At 62.6% G+C, this 16,117-nt stretch carries 14 protein-coding genes and 1 pseudogene; 5 read left to right on the top strand and 10 right to left on the bottom strand.

The features are described 5' to 3' along the window. Positions 1 to 43 precede the first annotated feature (43 nt). Both mutY and MHM88_RS18365 read left to right on the top strand, forming a co-directional pair. Positions 44 to 1,064 (top strand): annotated as a pseudogene (gene mutY, locus MHM88_RS18370) (A/G-specific adenine glycosylase). A gap of 74 nt (positions 1,065 to 1,138) precedes the next feature. Further along, positions 1,139 to 2,281, top strand: coding sequence for an alkane 1-monooxygenase (locus MHM88_RS18365; protein WP_239368022.1), 1,143 nt, complete (start codon positions 1,139 to 1,141; stop codon positions 2,279 to 2,281). On the opposite strand, the gene MHM88_RS18360 is transcribed toward MHM88_RS18365, so the two are convergent. The 5 genes from MHM88_RS18360 to MHM88_RS18340 form a co-directional block, all read right to left on the bottom strand. Next, positions 2,278 to 3,741 (bottom strand): globin-coupled sensor protein, encoded by a 1,464-nt coding sequence (locus MHM88_RS18360; protein WP_239368020.1) that lies wholly within the window; start codon positions 3,739 to 3,741, stop codon positions 2,278 to 2,280. The two genes, MHM88_RS18365 and MHM88_RS18360, sit on opposite strands and share 4 nt — an antisense overlap. Before the next feature lie 58 nt (positions 3,742 to 3,799). Next, positions 3,800 to 5,197: an adenylate/guanylate cyclase domain-containing protein gene (locus MHM88_RS18355; RefSeq protein WP_239368018.1), complete on the bottom strand. Its 1,398-nt coding sequence runs from the start codon at positions 5,195 to 5,197 to the stop codon at positions 3,800 to 3,802. A gap of 190 nt (positions 5,198 to 5,387) precedes the next feature. Beyond that, positions 5,388 to 6,494, bottom strand: coding sequence for a site-specific DNA-methyltransferase (locus MHM88_RS18350; RefSeq protein WP_239368016.1), 1,107 nt, complete (start codon positions 6,492 to 6,494; stop codon positions 5,388 to 5,390). A gap of 108 nt (positions 6,495 to 6,602) precedes the next feature. Next, positions 6,603 to 7,220 (bottom strand): ribonuclease HII, encoded by a 618-nt coding sequence (locus MHM88_RS18345; protein WP_239368014.1) that lies wholly within the window; start codon positions 7,218 to 7,220, stop codon positions 6,603 to 6,605. A gap of 99 nt (positions 7,221 to 7,319) precedes the next feature. Then, entirely contained in the window at positions 7,320 to 7,787 is a 468-nt protein-coding gene (locus MHM88_RS18340; protein WP_239368012.1) for a hypothetical protein, read from the bottom strand. A 168-nt stretch (positions 7,788 to 7,955) separates the two neighbouring features. Between MHM88_RS18340 and MHM88_RS18335 the strand changes: the two genes are divergently transcribed. The 3 genes from MHM88_RS18335 (at position 7,956) to MHM88_RS18325 (ending at position 10,727) form a co-directional block, all read left to right on the top strand. Then, positions 7,956 to 8,249: a hypothetical protein gene (locus MHM88_RS18335; protein WP_239368010.1), complete on the top strand. Its 294-nt coding sequence runs from the start codon at positions 7,956 to 7,958 to the stop codon at positions 8,247 to 8,249. Further along, positions 8,221 to 8,922: a hypothetical protein gene (locus tag MHM88_RS18330; protein ID WP_009177547.1), complete on the top strand. Its 702-nt coding sequence runs from the start codon at positions 8,221 to 8,223 to the stop codon at positions 8,920 to 8,922. The genes MHM88_RS18335 and MHM88_RS18330 overlap by 29 nt, the downstream gene beginning before the upstream one ends. A 254-nt stretch (positions 8,923 to 9,176) precedes the next feature. Then, complete coding sequence (locus MHM88_RS18325) at positions 9,177 to 10,727, top strand: DUF427 domain-containing protein (RefSeq protein ID WP_239368008.1); 1,551 nt, start codon at positions 9,177 to 9,179, stop codon at positions 10,725 to 10,727. A 135-nt stretch (positions 10,728 to 10,862) separates the two neighbouring features. Here MHM88_RS18325 and MHM88_RS18320 read toward each other — a convergent pair whose 3' ends face one another. The 5 genes from MHM88_RS18320 to MHM88_RS18300 all read right to left on the bottom strand — a co-directional run. Further along, the gene (locus MHM88_RS18320; protein ID WP_239368006.1) at positions 10,863 to 12,371 is read right to left on the bottom strand and encodes an aldehyde dehydrogenase family protein; all 1,509 of its coding nucleotides are present in this window, start codon (positions 12,369 to 12,371) and stop codon (positions 10,863 to 10,865) included. Positions 12,372 to 12,379: 8 nt separating this feature from the next. Next, the gene (locus tag MHM88_RS18315; protein ID WP_239368004.1) at positions 12,380 to 13,501 is read right to left on the bottom strand and encodes a saccharopine dehydrogenase family protein; all 1,122 of its coding nucleotides are present in this window, start codon (positions 13,499 to 13,501) and stop codon (positions 12,380 to 12,382) included. 173 nt (positions 13,502 to 13,674) lie between these two features. Further along, on the bottom strand, positions 13,675 to 14,103 hold the full coding sequence (locus tag MHM88_RS18310) for an Lrp/AsnC family transcriptional regulator (RefSeq protein ID WP_239324631.1): 429 nt from the start codon (positions 14,101 to 14,103) through the stop codon (positions 13,675 to 13,677). 166 nt (positions 14,104 to 14,269) lie between these two features. After that, positions 14,270 to 15,907, bottom strand: coding sequence for a BCCT family transporter (locus MHM88_RS18305; protein ID WP_239368002.1), 1,638 nt, complete (start codon positions 15,905 to 15,907; stop codon positions 14,270 to 14,272). Positions 15,908 to 15,997: 90 nt separating this feature from the next. After that, the coding region (locus MHM88_RS18300; RefSeq protein WP_239368172.1) for a hypothetical protein at positions 15,998 to 16,117 on the bottom strand (120 nt) is incomplete at its 5' end.

The following is a 16,117-nucleotide window of genomic DNA, read 5'->3' as shown; positions in this document are numbered from 1 at the left end:
CAGAAGCCACAGACCAGCCAAACCATGAGCCAAGGGATAAAGAATGCGTGACCTCGCCGTGCATCCAGAGACACTGAGCCAGGAGTTGCTGGACTGGTACGACCGCCACGCCCGCCGGATGCCCTGGCGGGTCGGCCCCGCAGAGCGCGCCGCCGGGGTGCGACCCGATCCCTACCGCATCTGGCTGAGCGAGGTGATGTTGCAGCAGACCACCGTTGCCGCCGTGACGGAGTATTTCGAACGGTTCACCCGCCGCTGGCCCCGGGTGACCGATCTGGCCGCCGCACAGGATGCAGACGTGATGGCAGAATGGGCCGGGCTTGGATATTACGCACGGGCGCGCAACCTGCTGAAATGCGCGCGTGTGGTCGCGGAGGATCTGAATGGGACGTTCCCCGACACCTACGCGGGGCTGATCGCCTTGCCCGGCATCGGCCCCTACACGGCGGCGGCGATCTCGGCGATCGCCTTCGATCAGCCCGAAACCGTGCTGGACGGGAATGTGGAGCGCGTGATGGCCCGCCTGCACGATGAGCACACGCCGCTGCCGGCAGCCAAACCGCTGCTGAAAGACCACGCCGCAACGCTGACCCCGGTCACCCGCCCCGGCGATTATGCGCAGGCGGTGATGGACCTCGGGGCCACGATCTGCACGCCGAAATCCCCGGCCTGCGGGATCTGCCCCTGGCGGTCCCCCTGCACGGCCAGGGCCAACGGCACCGCTGCGGAGCTGCCCAAGAAAACGCCCAAAAAGCCCAAACCGACCCGATACGGTTACATCTACCTGGCGCGCTCTGCCGCCGGCGACTGGCTGCTGGAGCGCCGCCCCGACAAGGGTCTGCTTGGCGGCATGCTCGGCTGGCCCGGATCGGACTGGAATGACGCCCCCGCCGAGGCGCCGCCCTTTGATGCCGACTGGCAGGAGCTGGGGGCGGAGGTGCGTCACACCTTCACCCACCCCGCGCCCCGGGCAGGAGATCGTTGCCCGCCACGCCTTCCGCCCGTCCGACCTGCCCACGGTCATGCGCAAGGCCTTTGACCTGGCGCGTCCGGAGCTGCGCTGATGCGCCCTCTTGGGTTGCGGGCAGATCACCGCTAGGCTGCGGGACAGCGCTCAACCGCTCTCCGGAGGTGCCACATGGCACAGTTCATTCCTGCCGCCCAGCTGCGCGATTGGCGCCGCGCCCTGCCCTTCTGGCTGTCGCTGACCCTGTTGCCCCTGGTCTGGATCGGCGCTCTTGTGGGCAGCTGGTGGATCCTGCTGCCGCCCCTTGCGACCTGGTATCTCTTTGCCGCGCTTGACGGATTGTTGGGGCTGGATCTCGACAATGCCGACCCGCACTCCTCCGATGCGGATCTGAAATGGTACATCCGGCTCACCACCGCCTGGGTGCCGCTGCAATTCCTCTGCCTGTTTGGCCTGATCGCCTTTGTCGCCGGTGCAGAGCACCTGAGCAGCCTGGAGAAATTCGGCGTCTTCTTTGGAATGGGCGTTGTTTCGGGCACCATCGGGATCAACTACAGCCACGAGCTGATGCATCAGACCAACCGGCTGGAACGCTGGATGGCGGATGTGCTGCTGGCGATGGTGCTCTATTCGCATTTCCGCTCCGAACATCTGCTGGTGCATCACCGCTATGTCGGCACCCCGCGCGATCCGGTCACCGCGCGCTACAACGAGGGGTTTCACCGCTACTATCCGCGCGTTCTGGTGCAATGCTGGCGCTCGGCCTTTGCCGCCGAACGGGAGCGGCTGGCGCGCAAGGGGCTGGCCTGGACCCATCGCAGCAACCCGTTCCTGCGGTACTGGAGCCTCCAGGCCGGAATGCTGATCCTCGCCTGGCTGATCGGAGGCTGGTCCGGTGTGGTGCTGTTCCTGATCCAGGCCGGCGTCGCGATCTGGCAGCTGGAACTGGTCAATTATATCGAGCACTACGGTTTGACCCGCAAACATCTGGGCGACGGGCGCTATGAGCACGTCAAACCGCATCATTCCTGGAACGCCGCCCACAAGGCGTCGAACTGGCTGCTCATCAACCTGCAACGCCACTCGGACCACCACTACAGGCCCGACCGGCGGTTTCCGCTGCTGCAAAACTACGCGCCGTCAGACGCGCCGCAGCTGCCCTACGGCTATCCGGTGATGACGGTGGCCGCCATGATCCCGCCGCTGTGGCGGCGCGTGATGAACCCGAAGGTGCGACGCTGGCGCCAGCACTACTACCCCGAAATCACGAACTGGCAGCCCTACAACCGGCGCACCACCCCGATGCCGCGCTAACGCTGGTTCGCCGCCCGTTCATAGGCCAGATCCATCTCGGCTTCTCTCACTGCAAGGCTGCGCGTCTTGAATCCGTCCATGCTGGCCTTGAGCGCCGCCGAATCCTGTGCCAGCGCATCGGTCGTGCTGGACACCTGCCCGGCCTGGTCGGCGCTGTTCTGGGTGTACTGATCCAGACGCTCCATCCGCTCGCTGATAGAGACCAGATGCCCGGATTGCTCTGCGATGACGCCATCGACCTCCTGCATGATCCGCGCCACGCTGTCGGCACTCGACCGGATGCAATCCAGCCGTTCGCCTGTCTGATGCACAAGGCTGCATCCTTCATGCACCTGCGAGGAGCTTTCGGAGATCAGCTTCTTGATGTCGACCGCGGCATCGGTGGCGCGGCTGGCGAGGCTGCGCACTTCGGCCGCCACAACCGCAAACCCCTTGCCCGCCTCGCCCGCGCGGGCGGCCTCAACCCCGGCGTTCAGCGCCAGCAAGGTGGTCTGAAAGCTGATTTCCTCGATCACGTCGACAATCTTGGTGATCTTGCCCGAGGATTGTTCGATCCGCTCCACGGCGGCGATCGCCTCCTTGACGACAGAGCCCCCCTCGTCGGCAACCAGGCGATTGGCCTCGATCTGCTTGGCCGCATCGGCGACCTTCTCGCTGGTCACCTTGGTGCTCTCAGTGACGCTGTTCACGGCGGTCACCGTTTCATTCAGCGTCGTGGCCTGTTCGCCTGAGCGATGGGCCATGTCCCGCGTCATCTGAACGGTTTCGGCGATCTTGGCATTCACCGAATGCGCCCGCGTTGTTGCATCCGCCAGGATGCCGGACCAGTGATCCAGCAGGCCGTTGTAGGACAGGCGCACATCGTCGAACCGTTCCGGCAGACCGCCGTCGCGCGCGGTGGCAATCTGTTGCGTCAGATCACCGCTCTCCAGCCGCTTGATCCCGTCGGTCATGATATTCAACGCTTTTTCGCGCTCTTGCATCTGAGCGGCGATATAGCCATCGATCACACGCTCGCAGTCGAACAGGATCAGGCGCTGCAACAAGCGCGCCTGTGTCATCACCTTTTTGGAGCCACGCCAGCCAGTCCGCTGCGACAGCACCACGTCCAGAATGCGATCGCCGGCGGTGGCATAGCCCCCCAGGAACAGGTGAAACGGCAGCTGGACCTCGAAATGGACCCGGCCCACCGTCGCGGCAGATGCAAGATAGGCCTCGTCAAAGGCGCCAGAGAACAGCCGCAGCCAATGGGCGCGTTGCGCTGCCTTGGCATGCGCCACGATTTCAGGGGTCGGAAAATACCGCCGGGTTTCCTCGCGCGCGAGGCAGATTCCATAGAACTCATCGAGCACGGCATCGATATGGCGCTCCACCAGAGCAGCCATGTCAGCAAGAACAGATCGGTCAAAATCACCCAGCGCGAACCAGGTCAGCAATTCATCCAGGTTGTTTTGTGGCATCACACAAGCCTTCTAAATGCGATGCCGCCAAGATAGGTCGCAACCCTTAAGGAATGTCTTATTCGGGGCGCGGCAGAGTCCAGACCGACATCGGCCCATCCAGCCCACGGATCGACTGGTCGGGATGGCAGATGAACCCATCCAACAGCTCCGCCCCGCCACCTTCGCGCTGGACCTGCTGGCAGAGGTCATCGCTCATGGCGATGCGCGCCGACAAGTTGCGGGTCATGGCCTCCAGCCGGGAGGCGACATTGACCGCGGTGCCAATCACCGCGTATTCCAGCCGGTTCGCGCCGATATCCCCTTGAACTGTCTCACCAAAATGGATGCCGATCCCGGCGCGGATCTCCGCTTCGCCGGCCTGTTTGCGCTCTGCATTCCAGGCCTCCAGCACCTGACACATGGACCGGGCACAGGCCAGCGCCTGCGCGGCATCGTGATCGCCGGGCATCGGGGTGCCAAAGGTCGCCATCAGCCCGTCGCCCAGATACTTGTCCAGCGTGCCGCCGTGGCGGAACACTTCCTGTTCCATGCGCCCGTGAAAACCACGCAAAAGTTCAATAACCTCGACCGCATCCTTCTCGGCGGCCAAACGTGTAAAGCCGACAATGTCGATGAACAGCACCGCAATCTTGGAGGTTCGGACCTGGTTGAGCGGCTCGTCATTCTGCGACAGCTGCTCCACCACATTGGGCGAAAAATAGCGCGACAGATTGGCCCGCTCCCGCGCCAGATCGGCGTTGCGGTCCAACATCAGGTAGAACCGCCGCGTCGATTGCGCCAGGATCGCCGCAACCATCAAAAAGACCATCGCCTCCTGGATGCGGAACCGAAACCCGACATCGTTGGGGTCAAACAGGGCGATCATATGCGGCCAGTCCGCCAGCGCGTCGTTCAGGCGCTGCGCCATCTCCAGGTTCGGGGTCATCAGATACCACATCAGCCCCGACCCGCCGAGCCAGATCACGCTGGCCCATACGCCGATCCCCAGCACCGTCCGCCAGCTGTAAGCCAAGGTGCCAGCCGCCAGAATGATAAAGAAATACATGAAGTTATCATACTGATACAGCATCGGGATCGGCATATCCTGCTGATCGAACGGGTTCGGAAACACCATGCCATAGGTCATCAGCACCAGATCGAACATGATCAGCGCCACCTCGGCACGGGACCGCCCCACGCGGGCGAACCGGCGAATGAAGTAGCCGTTCACGCACAAGAGCCCCAGCAACGCGATATAATAGAGCTGCGACAGATGCGGGTAGACCGCAATCAGGAACACCGCCACGATCGGCATGATGATCCAGCGCGCCAGAACCGCCATCTCCACGCCGCGCCTCTTGTGTTCCTCCAGCGCCTCGCGGATGTGTTTTGTCTCCAGCGCGTCATCCTGCAGGATCGGATCCGTGGACACGCGCGCCGGGGCGACCGGTGCGGTTGTGGTGGCTTCGACCATCCAGTTCTCCCTTTGGGGGTATGTCAGTCTCGAATTGCTTGCCTTCAAGATAGGAAGGCGATCTTGCGGTTGCACGCCCGCCCCTCAAAGGCAATGCAAAAAACCCCGCCAGTACGGCGGGGCAAGGTGCGATGCGCCGCGCCCGTAGGGCAGCACATCGTCGGCGTTCGAAAGGGTCGGAAAGGCGGCGTCAGCCTTGCATCTCGGCCCGGATCTGCTGGCGCAGCACATCGATCGGGACAGTTTTCCCGTCCTTCTTAAAGCACCAGTAGGTCCAGCCATTGCAGGACGGCGCGTTCTCAAGATGCGCGCCCACCTGATGGATCGAGCCCTTGATATTGTCGCCGATCAGGGTGCCATCCGCGCGCACCTTCGCCTTGTGGCGACGGTTCATCGAATAAAGCTCCTCGCCCGGACGCAGCATACCGCGCTCGACCAGCTGACCAAAAGGAACCCGCGGCTCTGCCCGTTTGGAGGCCGAGACCTGCAGCGCCTCGCGGTCGAATTTGCGCACGCTCTTGATGCGCTCTTCGGCAACCTTGCGGTAGCTCTCTTCGCGCTCAATACCGATGAACTCACGCCCGAGCATCTTGGCCACCGCGCCGGTGGTGCCAGTGCCAAAGAACGGGTCCAGAACCACGTCACCGGGGTTGGTGGAGCCCACCAGAATACGATGCAACAGTGCTTCGGGCTTCTGGGTCGGATGCGCCTTGTCGCCATTTGCATCCTTCAGACGCTCATGGCCGGTACAGATCGGCATCACCCAGTCCGAGCGCATCTGGATGCCCTCGTTCAGCGCCTTCAGCGCCTCATAGTTGAAGGTATATTTGGCACCTTCGGATTTCGACGCCCAGATCATCGTCTCATGCGCGTTGGTGTAGCGTTTGCCGCGAAAGTTCGGCATCGGGTTCGACTTGCGCCACACCACATCGTTCAGGATCCAGAATCCCTCGTCCTGCAAGGCAGAGCCGACACGGAAGATGTTGTGGTAGGAGCCGATCACCCAAAGCGCGCCATTGGGCTTCAGGATGCGGCGGGCCTCTTTCAGCCACGCGCGCGTGAACTGGTCATAGACGCCGAAACTGGAGAACTGGTCCCAGTCATCGTCGACCGCATCCACCTGGGAGTTGTCAGGGCGGTGCAGCTGCCCTTTGAGCTGGAGATTATAGGGCGGATCCGCGAAGATCATGTCGATCGAATTGGAGGGCAGGCTTGCCATCCTCTCGATACAGTCGCCATCAAGAATCGTGTTTAAAGGGAGCGCCGTAGCGGCGCCCTTTGCGATGGTTTTGTTCATTTGCTCTGCCTCGATAACCACGGCGCTTTTGCGCTCATTCTGGTTGTCCACAGGATGAGTCATCCCGGATTCGAGGTCAATTTGTTTTTTGAATCAGCGGACTACGGTTCACTCTTGATACAAGATATTGTGGACCGGCTTAAACGACCTTCTATGGTGAGGGGTAACCCCTATTTTTATGAGCGCCTCGCGATGTTGTTTCGACGGATAGCCCGCATTTCGCTCCCAACCATATCCCGGAAACTGTTGCGCTAAATCCACCATGATGCGGTCGCGGGCCTCCTTGGCCAGGATGGACGCCGCCGCAATGGACAGGGATCGACCGTCCCCTTTGACCACAGCTTCGGCCGGAATGCGCAGATCGCGCGGGATCAGATTTCCGTCGATCAACAGGTAATCCGGCTGTGGGTCGAGGGCGGCCACCGCGCGCTCCATCGCCAGATGCGACGCACGCAAGATATTGTGGTGGTCGATCTCCTCCACCGAGGCATGCGCCACCGCGTAACAGGCCCGCGCCATGATTTCCGGTTCCAGCGCTGCACGCCTGCGGGGCGTCAGCTTCTTGGAATCGTTGAGCCCCTCTGGCAGCGCCGCAAGGTCCAGCACCACAGCCGCCGCGGTCACCGGCCCCGCCAATGGGCCACGCCCGACCTCATCGACACCTGCAATCCGCGTATAGCCGCGCGACAGGGCGGCCTGTTCCAATGACAAATCCGGAGTATCCATGCCCTTCACTGCCCCCGTTTCACCGCGCCGCGCAAGGGCGCCGGCACAAAAAAGGGGCGCAGGACGCGCCCCAGTGGACTGCTCTCTTACCATTGGCGCTTATCGGCGCACCAGACGGTAGCCGTGTTTGCGCAGGCAGCCGGGACGGTAGCCGCGACGGCTTTTGTGGCGGGTGTCAAATTCACGGTAGCAGCGGTTCGGCAGCTCGCGCACATAGTCGTAGTTGCGACGCAGGCAGCGCATGCCCAGGAGGTTGCGATCCTTGCCGCGCACCCGGACACTGGTCAGACAATGCGCCGGCAGGTCATAGCGACGCACGCGCGGCGGCAGCGGTTTGGGATGCGGTTTCGGGTCAACATGCGGCCGGTGGCGGCGGTCTTTCTTGTGATCATTGATCGCGGCACCAATGATACCGAGAATCGCAGCGCCTGCGATGAACTTGGCAATGTCGTCGCCATCAGCCCGCGCCGGTGCGGCGGAAAACCCGGTGACGGCAATGGCCGTGGTGATCACGGCGGCAATGAATTTACGGTGGAGATTACGTGAAGAAGAGGCGAAGCAGGTCATATCGATTTATCCTATGTGGGTGCATGTGGCGGTTGGCAATCAACCGGATGCCCCAAGCCTCGCCCCGGGGGCTCCAGACAGGCAATAACGCCCGCCTGTTATCAAATATCAGCGCCCCAACACCCTGTTGTCATTGAATATCACGGGCCCCGACGGCATGATGAGCACATGACACACATGCGCCAGATCCCCGCCCTTCTGCTGCTCCTCGCAGCCCTCGCGCAGCCCGCGCATGCGGCTGGGTGCTATGCCGATTACAAGGCAAAGCAGGACCAGCCGCTCAAGCTCCATTACGGTGTGATGGAACTCTCCGGGGCCTGCTCCAAATCCGCCGCCCGCGATGAGGTGGCCGCCCGTCTGCAACGCGCAGGCTGGACGCTTCTGAACGTCCTGTCCGTTTTTGGCCCCGAGGGGCTCGACAAAAGGAAAGCGGATGCCGGATCCAACTTTCTCCGTTTCTGAGGTCCGCAATGCCGGGTCCCGGGTGATCGCCCTCGGGATCTGCGCCATCGTGGCGCTTTTGGGGATCGCGGGCACGGTGCTGCTCCTGACCCTGCCCGATGGCAATGCGTTCAACGCCCGGATCGAACGGCTCTTTGTGGAAAACGACCTCACCACCCAGGCCGAGGTCAAACTGCTGGAGATCCTCGCCCAGAGCGGCACCGCCTTTGCCGACACGCTGGCAAGCTATCGGATGGTGATCTTTGTGCTTCTGGTCTTTGCCACCGCGATGATGATTGCCGCTCTGGTGGTGCTGGCGATGCTGGTGATGCTGAACCGGCGCATGGCGCAGATCGAACGCGCCGGGATTCAGGTGACCGAGCTGCTGATCAGCCGCGAGGAGAACACCGTCTATCTCAACAATATGGGCTTCAAACTCACCAAGGCCGCGATGGAAACGCTGTCGGTGCTGGCTGAGGCGCGGCTCGATGATGATGTGCTCTCGGGCGCTGAAATCGAGGCGGTGATTTCCGGCAAATCCAGCAGTGACTGCGAAGAGGCCGCAGGGGCCACGCGGATCAAACGCCTGCGCGACACCCTTGGCAATCAGATGATCAGCGAGCTGTTGGTCAAGAACATCGCCAAACGCGGCTATGTGCTGGCGATCAACAAGGATGTGATCCGCATGGTGTGACGCCCGCCCCGGTCCACCTCCGTCACCCCGGATACGCAAAAGGCGGGGGGCGCTCCCGCCCGTCGTCTGTGAATTGAAAATTCCCATCCGCCCGTTGGGCCCGGCAGACCGCGCCGAAGGCGCGGCCTGCCCCCCGGCGACGTGCACCGCACGGCGCAATCCCTCAAATGTGATCCCCGCTGCGGGCGAAGGGGCTGGAAATCTGCCGCAAACCTTCCCAAATTAGGAAGGCTAGCTTTGGACAGATACACCCCATGAACATTCAGGTCTCGCCGCGCAGCGGTTACGGTATCCTTGTGGAACAACTGGACGGCCCGGTTGCTGCCTATCACGGCGACACGCTGCTCGCACAGAGCAGCCGTGCCAAGGTGATGTATGAAACCCGCCTCTCCCCCGTGGTCTATTTCCCCAAGGAAGACCTGCTGGTGGATATGGACAAGGCCTGCAGCAAGACCACCTTCTGCCCCTTCAAGGGCACCGCCCACTACCGCGACCTGATCCTGCCCGGCAAGAAGGAGCTGTGCAGCGCGGTCTGGAGCTATGACGAAACCCTGCCCGAAGCGCGCCAGATCAAGGGCCATGTCGGCTTCATCCCCGAGGCGCTCGACCGGCTGGATCTGGGCCCAAACCGCCTGCAAGCGCCCGATGACGGCAATATCTCCGGCCCATTGGTGGACTGGCTCCTGCGCGAGGCGGCCTTCCTGCCGTCACCTGAGGATTTCACCCAGGCCTTCGTCGCCAAACTGCACGAACAAGGCCTGCCCGTCAGCCGCCTGACCATCCTCGCCTGGGCCCTGCATCCCCGGATCGCGGGCCACCATTACCTGTGGGAAAAAGGCGTACCGGGGGTGGAGACCTTTTCGCCCTCCTACGAGATCCACGAAAAGCCGGAGTTCAAAAACTCTCCGCTGCGCCATGTCTCCAAGGGGCTTGGCGGGCTGCGCTACCGATTGACCGGCGCGACCCCGCCCGAGGACTTCCCGATCCTGCGCGATCTGCGCGACCGCGGCATGACCGACTATGTCGCCATGCCGCTGCCGTTCTCGGACGGGCGGATCAATGTGTTGACCGTCGCATCCGACGCCCCCGATGGCTTCAGCACTGCTGATCTGGGGTTGATCTTTGAGTGCTCTGCGGTGATTGCGCGCTATTACGAGGTCTTCATGCAGCGTGAAAACGCGCAGGCCGTGCTGGAAACCTATGTGGGCAAACGCTCCGGTGCGCGGGTGCTTGGGGGCAACATCCGCCGGGGGGATGGCGATGAGATCGATGCCGCGATCATGTTCTGCGATCTGCGCGGCTCCACCCTGCTCGAAGAAACCCTGCCGCGCGACAAATACATCAAGCTGCTGAACAGGTTTTTCGAGACCACCTCCGATGTGGTGCATGAAAACGGCGGCGAGGTGCTGAAGTTCATCGGCGACGCGGTGCTGGCGGTGTTCCCGGCAGGCCAGAATCCGGCCGAAGCCCGCGCGCAGGCGCTTGCTGCCGCACGGGGTATTGTCGCCGCGCTCGCCGAGATCGAGCCCTGCCCGTCGCTGCCCAATCTGGACTGCGCCATCGGGATTGCCTCGGGGTCGGTGCTCTATGGCAATATCGGCTCGCAGGAGCGGCTGGACTTCACCGTGATCGGTCAGGCCGCCAATATCGCCGCACGTCTGGGTGATTACGGCAAAACCATTGGCCACCGCATCGTGGTGTCGCGCGACATCCTGACGGAAACCGCCGAGGCCAAGCCGCTGGGACATGTGAAACTGCACAATGTCTCGCAGCCGGTCGAGAGCTTTGCCATCGCGGCAGACTGACAGAAACCTCCCCGCCGCATTTGGCAGGGAGGGAGACCCTCAGACACTCGTTACCATCACACAGCGTGTCCCGCCGCACTCTGGCGGGCGCGTGGCTGCCGCTTGCGCGACAGCCAAATCAGGACCGGCCGGAGCTTAGATGTCGAACTTCACACCCTGCGCCAGCGGCAATTCCGCCGAATAGTTCACGGTGTTGGTCTGGCGGCGCATATAGGATTTCCACGCGTCAGAGCCGCTTTCGCGCCCGCCGCCGGTTTCCTTCTCGCCGCCAAAGGCGCCGCCGATTTCCGCGCCCGAAGGGCCGATGTTGACGTTGGCAATGCCGCAATCAGAACCCGCAGCGGTGAGGAAACTCTCCGCCTCGCGCATATTGAGCGTGAACACGCAGGAGCTCAGCCCCTGCGGCACGTCGTTTTGCATCTCCACCGCGTCCTCAAAATCGTCATAACCCATGACATACAGGATCGGCGCAAATGTCTCTTCTTTGACCGACGCGCTCTGACCGGGCATCTCGACGATGGCGGGCGCCATATAGACACCACCTGCGGGCACGCCCTCGGTGACGCGCGCGCCACCATGCACCGTGCCGCCCTCGCTCTCGGCCGCCTTCAGCGCCGAGGTCATCGCATCGCCTGCGGCCTCGTCCACCAGCGGGCCAACCAGCGTGCCCTCGGCCTGCGGATCACCAATCGGCAGACCGGCGTAGGCGGCCTTCAGGCGCTTCACCAGATCCGCGCGGATCGAGTTGTGCACGATCAGGCGGCGCAGCGAAGTGCAGCGCTGTCCGGCGGTGCCCACGGCAGAGAACACAATCGCCCGCACCGCCATTTCCAGATCCGCCGAGGGGGCCACGATCATCGCGTTGTTGCCGCCCAGTTCAAGAATGCATTTGCCGAACCGCTCTGCCACCACAGGTGCCACCGCGCGGCCCATGCGGGTCGACCCCGTGGCGGAAATTACCGGCACAGAGGGGCTGGCGACCAGCACCTTGCCCAGTTCCGCGTCACCGATCAGGGTCTGCAGCAGACCTTCGGGGGCATCCTCGCCAAAGCGTTTCACCGCGCGTTCAAAGATCTTGGTGCAAGCCAGCGCCGTCAGCGGTGTTTTCTCCGACGGTTTCCAGATCACCGGATCGCCGCAGACAATCGCCAGCGCCGCATTCCACGACCAGACCGCAACCGGGAAGTTGAACGCCGAGATCACGCCCACCGGCCCCGCCGGATGCCATGTTTCGCGCATGCTGTGGCCGGGACGTTCCGAGGCAATCGTCAGACCATAAAGCTGGCGCGACAGACCCACGGCAAAGTCACAGATGTCGATCATCTCCTGCACTTCGCCAAGCCCCTCAGAGGTGATCTTGCCCGCTTCCCAGCTGACCAGCGCGCCAAGGTCATCCTTGGCGGCGCGCAGTTCCTCACCGAGCAGGCGAATGAGCTCACCGCGCCGCGGGGCGGGCACCACGCGCCATGCCTTGAACGCGGACTGCGCGCGTTCCAGAATCGCGGGCATCTCGCCTGCGGGAGTGTCGTGGACCTCGGCCAGCGTGCTGCCATCAATGGGCGAGCGCACCGCGCGGCTGCCACCGCTCAGCTCTGCCGCCGTGAGGTCGAGGTTCTTCAGGATATCGTCTGCTGTTCGTGCCATGTCTTTCATCACTCAGCTGCCAATTTTGTTGTGTCTGTCATGTGGTCGATGTCGCCCGCCCGGTAGAGCTGGCCAAATTCTGTCTCGAGGAACGCCTGCAGGTTCACCTGCTCCTGACGTACAAAGCCGCGCGCGGGCAGGACGCCTTGCCGCACCAGATCCACAACCCCCAGCACGCCGGCGGTGGTGGTCACTTGGATCGCGCTCCATGTCTTGCCGCCGATCTGACGGGAATAGCTCTTGTTGATCAGGCTCTTTTCACGCAGCTCGCCATTTATGCGGCCCCGCGCGGTGCAATAGACCAGCACCACGTCCTGATCGGTGCGCGGCAATGCGCTCTCGAAAATCTCTTTCATCAGGTCGCGGCGGCGTTCCAGCCCCAGATCATGCAGCAGCATTTTCAGGATGTCGCAGTGACCGGGATAGCGGATCGACCGATAAGAGACCGCCCGCGCCTTCCCGTCCAGCGTCTCCGGCAAGGTGCCAAGCCCGCCCGAGGTGTTGAAACATTCATACTCCACCCCATCCAGGCTCAGACGCTCGTAATCTTCGAGCGGCGCAGTCTTGGTGCGCGCGCCATTCACGATGGCATCGCAGGGGTTGCAATACTCGTTGATCAGCCCGTCGGTGGACCATGTGAGGTTATATTTCAACGCGTTGGTCGGAAACTTCGGCAGCGCGCCCACCCGCATGTGCAGGCTATCGAGTTCATCAAACTCCGCCGCCAGTGACGCGCCTGCGATGCCCACAAACCCCGGCGCAAGGCCGCTTTGGGGCATGAACACCGTCTTGCTGCCCTCGGCCAGTTTGCGCACCGCATCGGTCGCGGCCACATCCTCGGTGAGGTCGAAATAATGCGCGCCCGCCGTTTTGGCGGCCTCAGCTATCATTGGCGTCAAGAAGAACGGCGCGGCGGAAATCACCGCGTCAAAGCCCTGAAGCCCCTTGGCCAGATCCGCAGGATCCTTGGCATCGATCTGCTTGGTCGGCACGCCCAGATCAGCAACCGCGCTCAGCGCGTTCAGATCATGATCCGCAAGCGTGACCTGATAATTGGCGGATGTTTTCAGGAACGTGGCGATCGCCTGACCGATCTTGCCCGCGCCCACGACACAGATGTTCCACTGCATATGACCTGCACCTCCTCAAGTTTGAGCATGTCACGCAAAGGCGGGGACCGGCTTTGCGCTCCTCAAGACATGCGTTCCCATTATGGTGCAGGTTCAATTGTTCGTTTTGTAGGGTCAGGATTGTCGGAGTGACGTAAAATCGCGCCAAAATGACGGATCAATCGTCACATCGTTCAAACGCGATCAATACGGCGGCCAAAGACCACCAGCGTATTGGTGCGCTGTACGCCCGGAATGCGGCCCACCTCATCGACCAGAATGTCCAGATCCTCGATCCGCGGCGCCTCGGCCGAGACCATCAGATCGTATTCGCCATTGATCGACAGGCACTGACGAATTTCCGGGTAGGACTCCAGCCGCTTGATAATGCGGCCGGTTTCCTTTTGCTGCACTTCCAGCAGCACCACCACCATGACCCGGTTGCCCTCGTCGGGATCGCGCAGCACCACGGTGTAGCCGGTGATGATGCCGCGCTCCTCCAGCCGGGTGATCCGCTCATGCACGGTGGTGCGCGCCACCCCCAGCTTTGCCGCCAGTTTGGTGGTGGATTCACGCGCGTTGTGTTGCAGTGCCGCGATGATCCGGCGATCCAGATCGTCCATGATGCCTCCAAGCTGATCTGCCGGAAACTACTGCAAACCCTGCGCCCCGGACGCAAGCGCTTTGTGCGGGGACGGCGCGGGCAAAGCCGCGACCGCGCCCGAAAAAAGGACCAGCCCGCGAGATCACGGGCCGGCCCCAGCTGTTGCTATGGTCTGGCCGCGTGGCTTATTCCGCTGCCTGGCGACGCGCGCGCTCCCGCAGGCCATCGCGGTAGATCGCCTTGAACAGCGCAATGCACATCAGCACCATCACGATGGAGAACGGCAAGGCGCCGATGACCATCGCGGTCTGGATCGCCTTGAGCCCGCCGACGAGCAGCAGCGCCCCGACCACCAGACCAAGGGCCGCACCCCAGAACAGGATATGCGGGCGCGCCTTTGGCCCCTCGTCCCCGGCGGCATTGATGGTGTTGACGATGAGAACCGCCGAATCCGCCGAGGTCACCAGATAGGTCATCAGCAGCACCACGATCAGCACCGCCATCAGCCAGGACAGCACCGGCGACAGCATCAGGTCCGTCATCGCAAAGATCTTGTCGCCATCCGGAACCGAGAAGATCGCGCCATTTGCGGTCCCGTTCAGCTCCAGGTCAATGGCGGTGCCGCCGGCAAAGGAGAACCAGACAAAACACATGATCGCAGGCGCGATCGCCGCGCCAAGCACGAATTCACGCACCGTGCGCCCCTTGGAAATCCGCGCCAGGAACAGGCCGACAAAGGGCGCAAAGGCCACCCACCAGGCCCAGTAGAAAACCGTCCAGCCGCCCTGCCAGCCGACCAGCTTGTCGCCGGTTTCCGACCCGTTGCTCTGATAGACGGTAAAGATCATCTCGGGCAGCGCGGTGACATAGGTCCAGAACCCGCCAAACAGCGCATTCAGCCCAAACCAGGTGGAGCCAAAGATCAGGAAGAAGCCCAGCAGGAAAGTCGACAGCACCATGTTCAGGTTCGACAGCCACTTGATGCCCTTGCCGACACCGGACAGCGCCGACAGGGTCGAGGCGCCCATGATGATCAGCACCGCCACGATGATGCCGAGCGACGACGCGGTGCCCTGCTCGTTCAACAGCCAGTCGCCGATGCCGATACGCGCCATGCCGGACACGAACTGCTCGACGCCGAACCCCAGCATCTGCGCCACGCCAAGGATGGTGGCAATGACCGCCACGATGTCGATCACATGCCCAAGCGGACCGGAAAGGCGCTCGCCAAACAACGGCGCCAGCGACGACCGGATGGTCAGCGGCAGGCCGCGGCGATAGGCAAAGAACCCAAGCCCCAACCCGGCGATCGCATAAGAGGACCAGGCGGTGAACCCCCAGTGCAGGTAGGACCACTTATAGGCGTTCAGGTAGTTGTCCATCTCCTTGGAACTGGCAAACCCCTGGATGACATCCGGGTTGGTGTTGAAATGGTAGATCGGTTCGGCCACCGCCCAGGTCAGCATGCCAACCCCGATGCCTGCGCCGAACATCATGGAAAACCACGAAAAACGGGAGAACTCCGGCTCATCGTGATCCTCCCCCAGTTTCAGCCGCGCCGCCGATGGCCAGAAGGCGAGCCCCAGGCAGGCGATGACAAAGGCCGCCATCACATAGACATACCAGGTGGCAAAATTCGACAGGATGAAACTGTTGAACCCGGCCAGCACGGCGCCGGCCTGCTCTGGAAAGGCGACGGCCCAGAGCACCAGCCCTGCGACCGCGAGTTTCGAACTGATCGTCACATCGACGCTGAAGCCCGAGTAGAACCCCCGGTCTGCCGTCTTGATCGGCAGATCCGTGAGCGGTGGTTTGATTGACATTGCGCGTCTCCCTGTTGGAGGTGGGGGAAGGCCTGCGCGCTGTATTTTTGGGGTCGTTTTTTTCTTGCGCGCAGGCGGGTGATGAGGGGCTCAGGTTTCCGGTTTCGGCGCCCGCGCCTGGTCCTCGACGATGTTGAGATCCATGTGGTTTCGCATGTATCGCTCCGAGGCCTTTTGCAGCGGCTGGTAATCCCAGGGGAAATAGCCGCC

Source organism: Epibacterium sp. MM17-32, assembly GCF_022348205.1.
Lineage (GTDB): Bacteria > Pseudomonadota > Alphaproteobacteria > Rhodobacterales > Rhodobacteraceae > Epibacterium.
The sequence above is the reverse complement of the archived record's forward strand: the minus strand, read 5'-3'. Positions and strand labels throughout refer to the sequence as shown.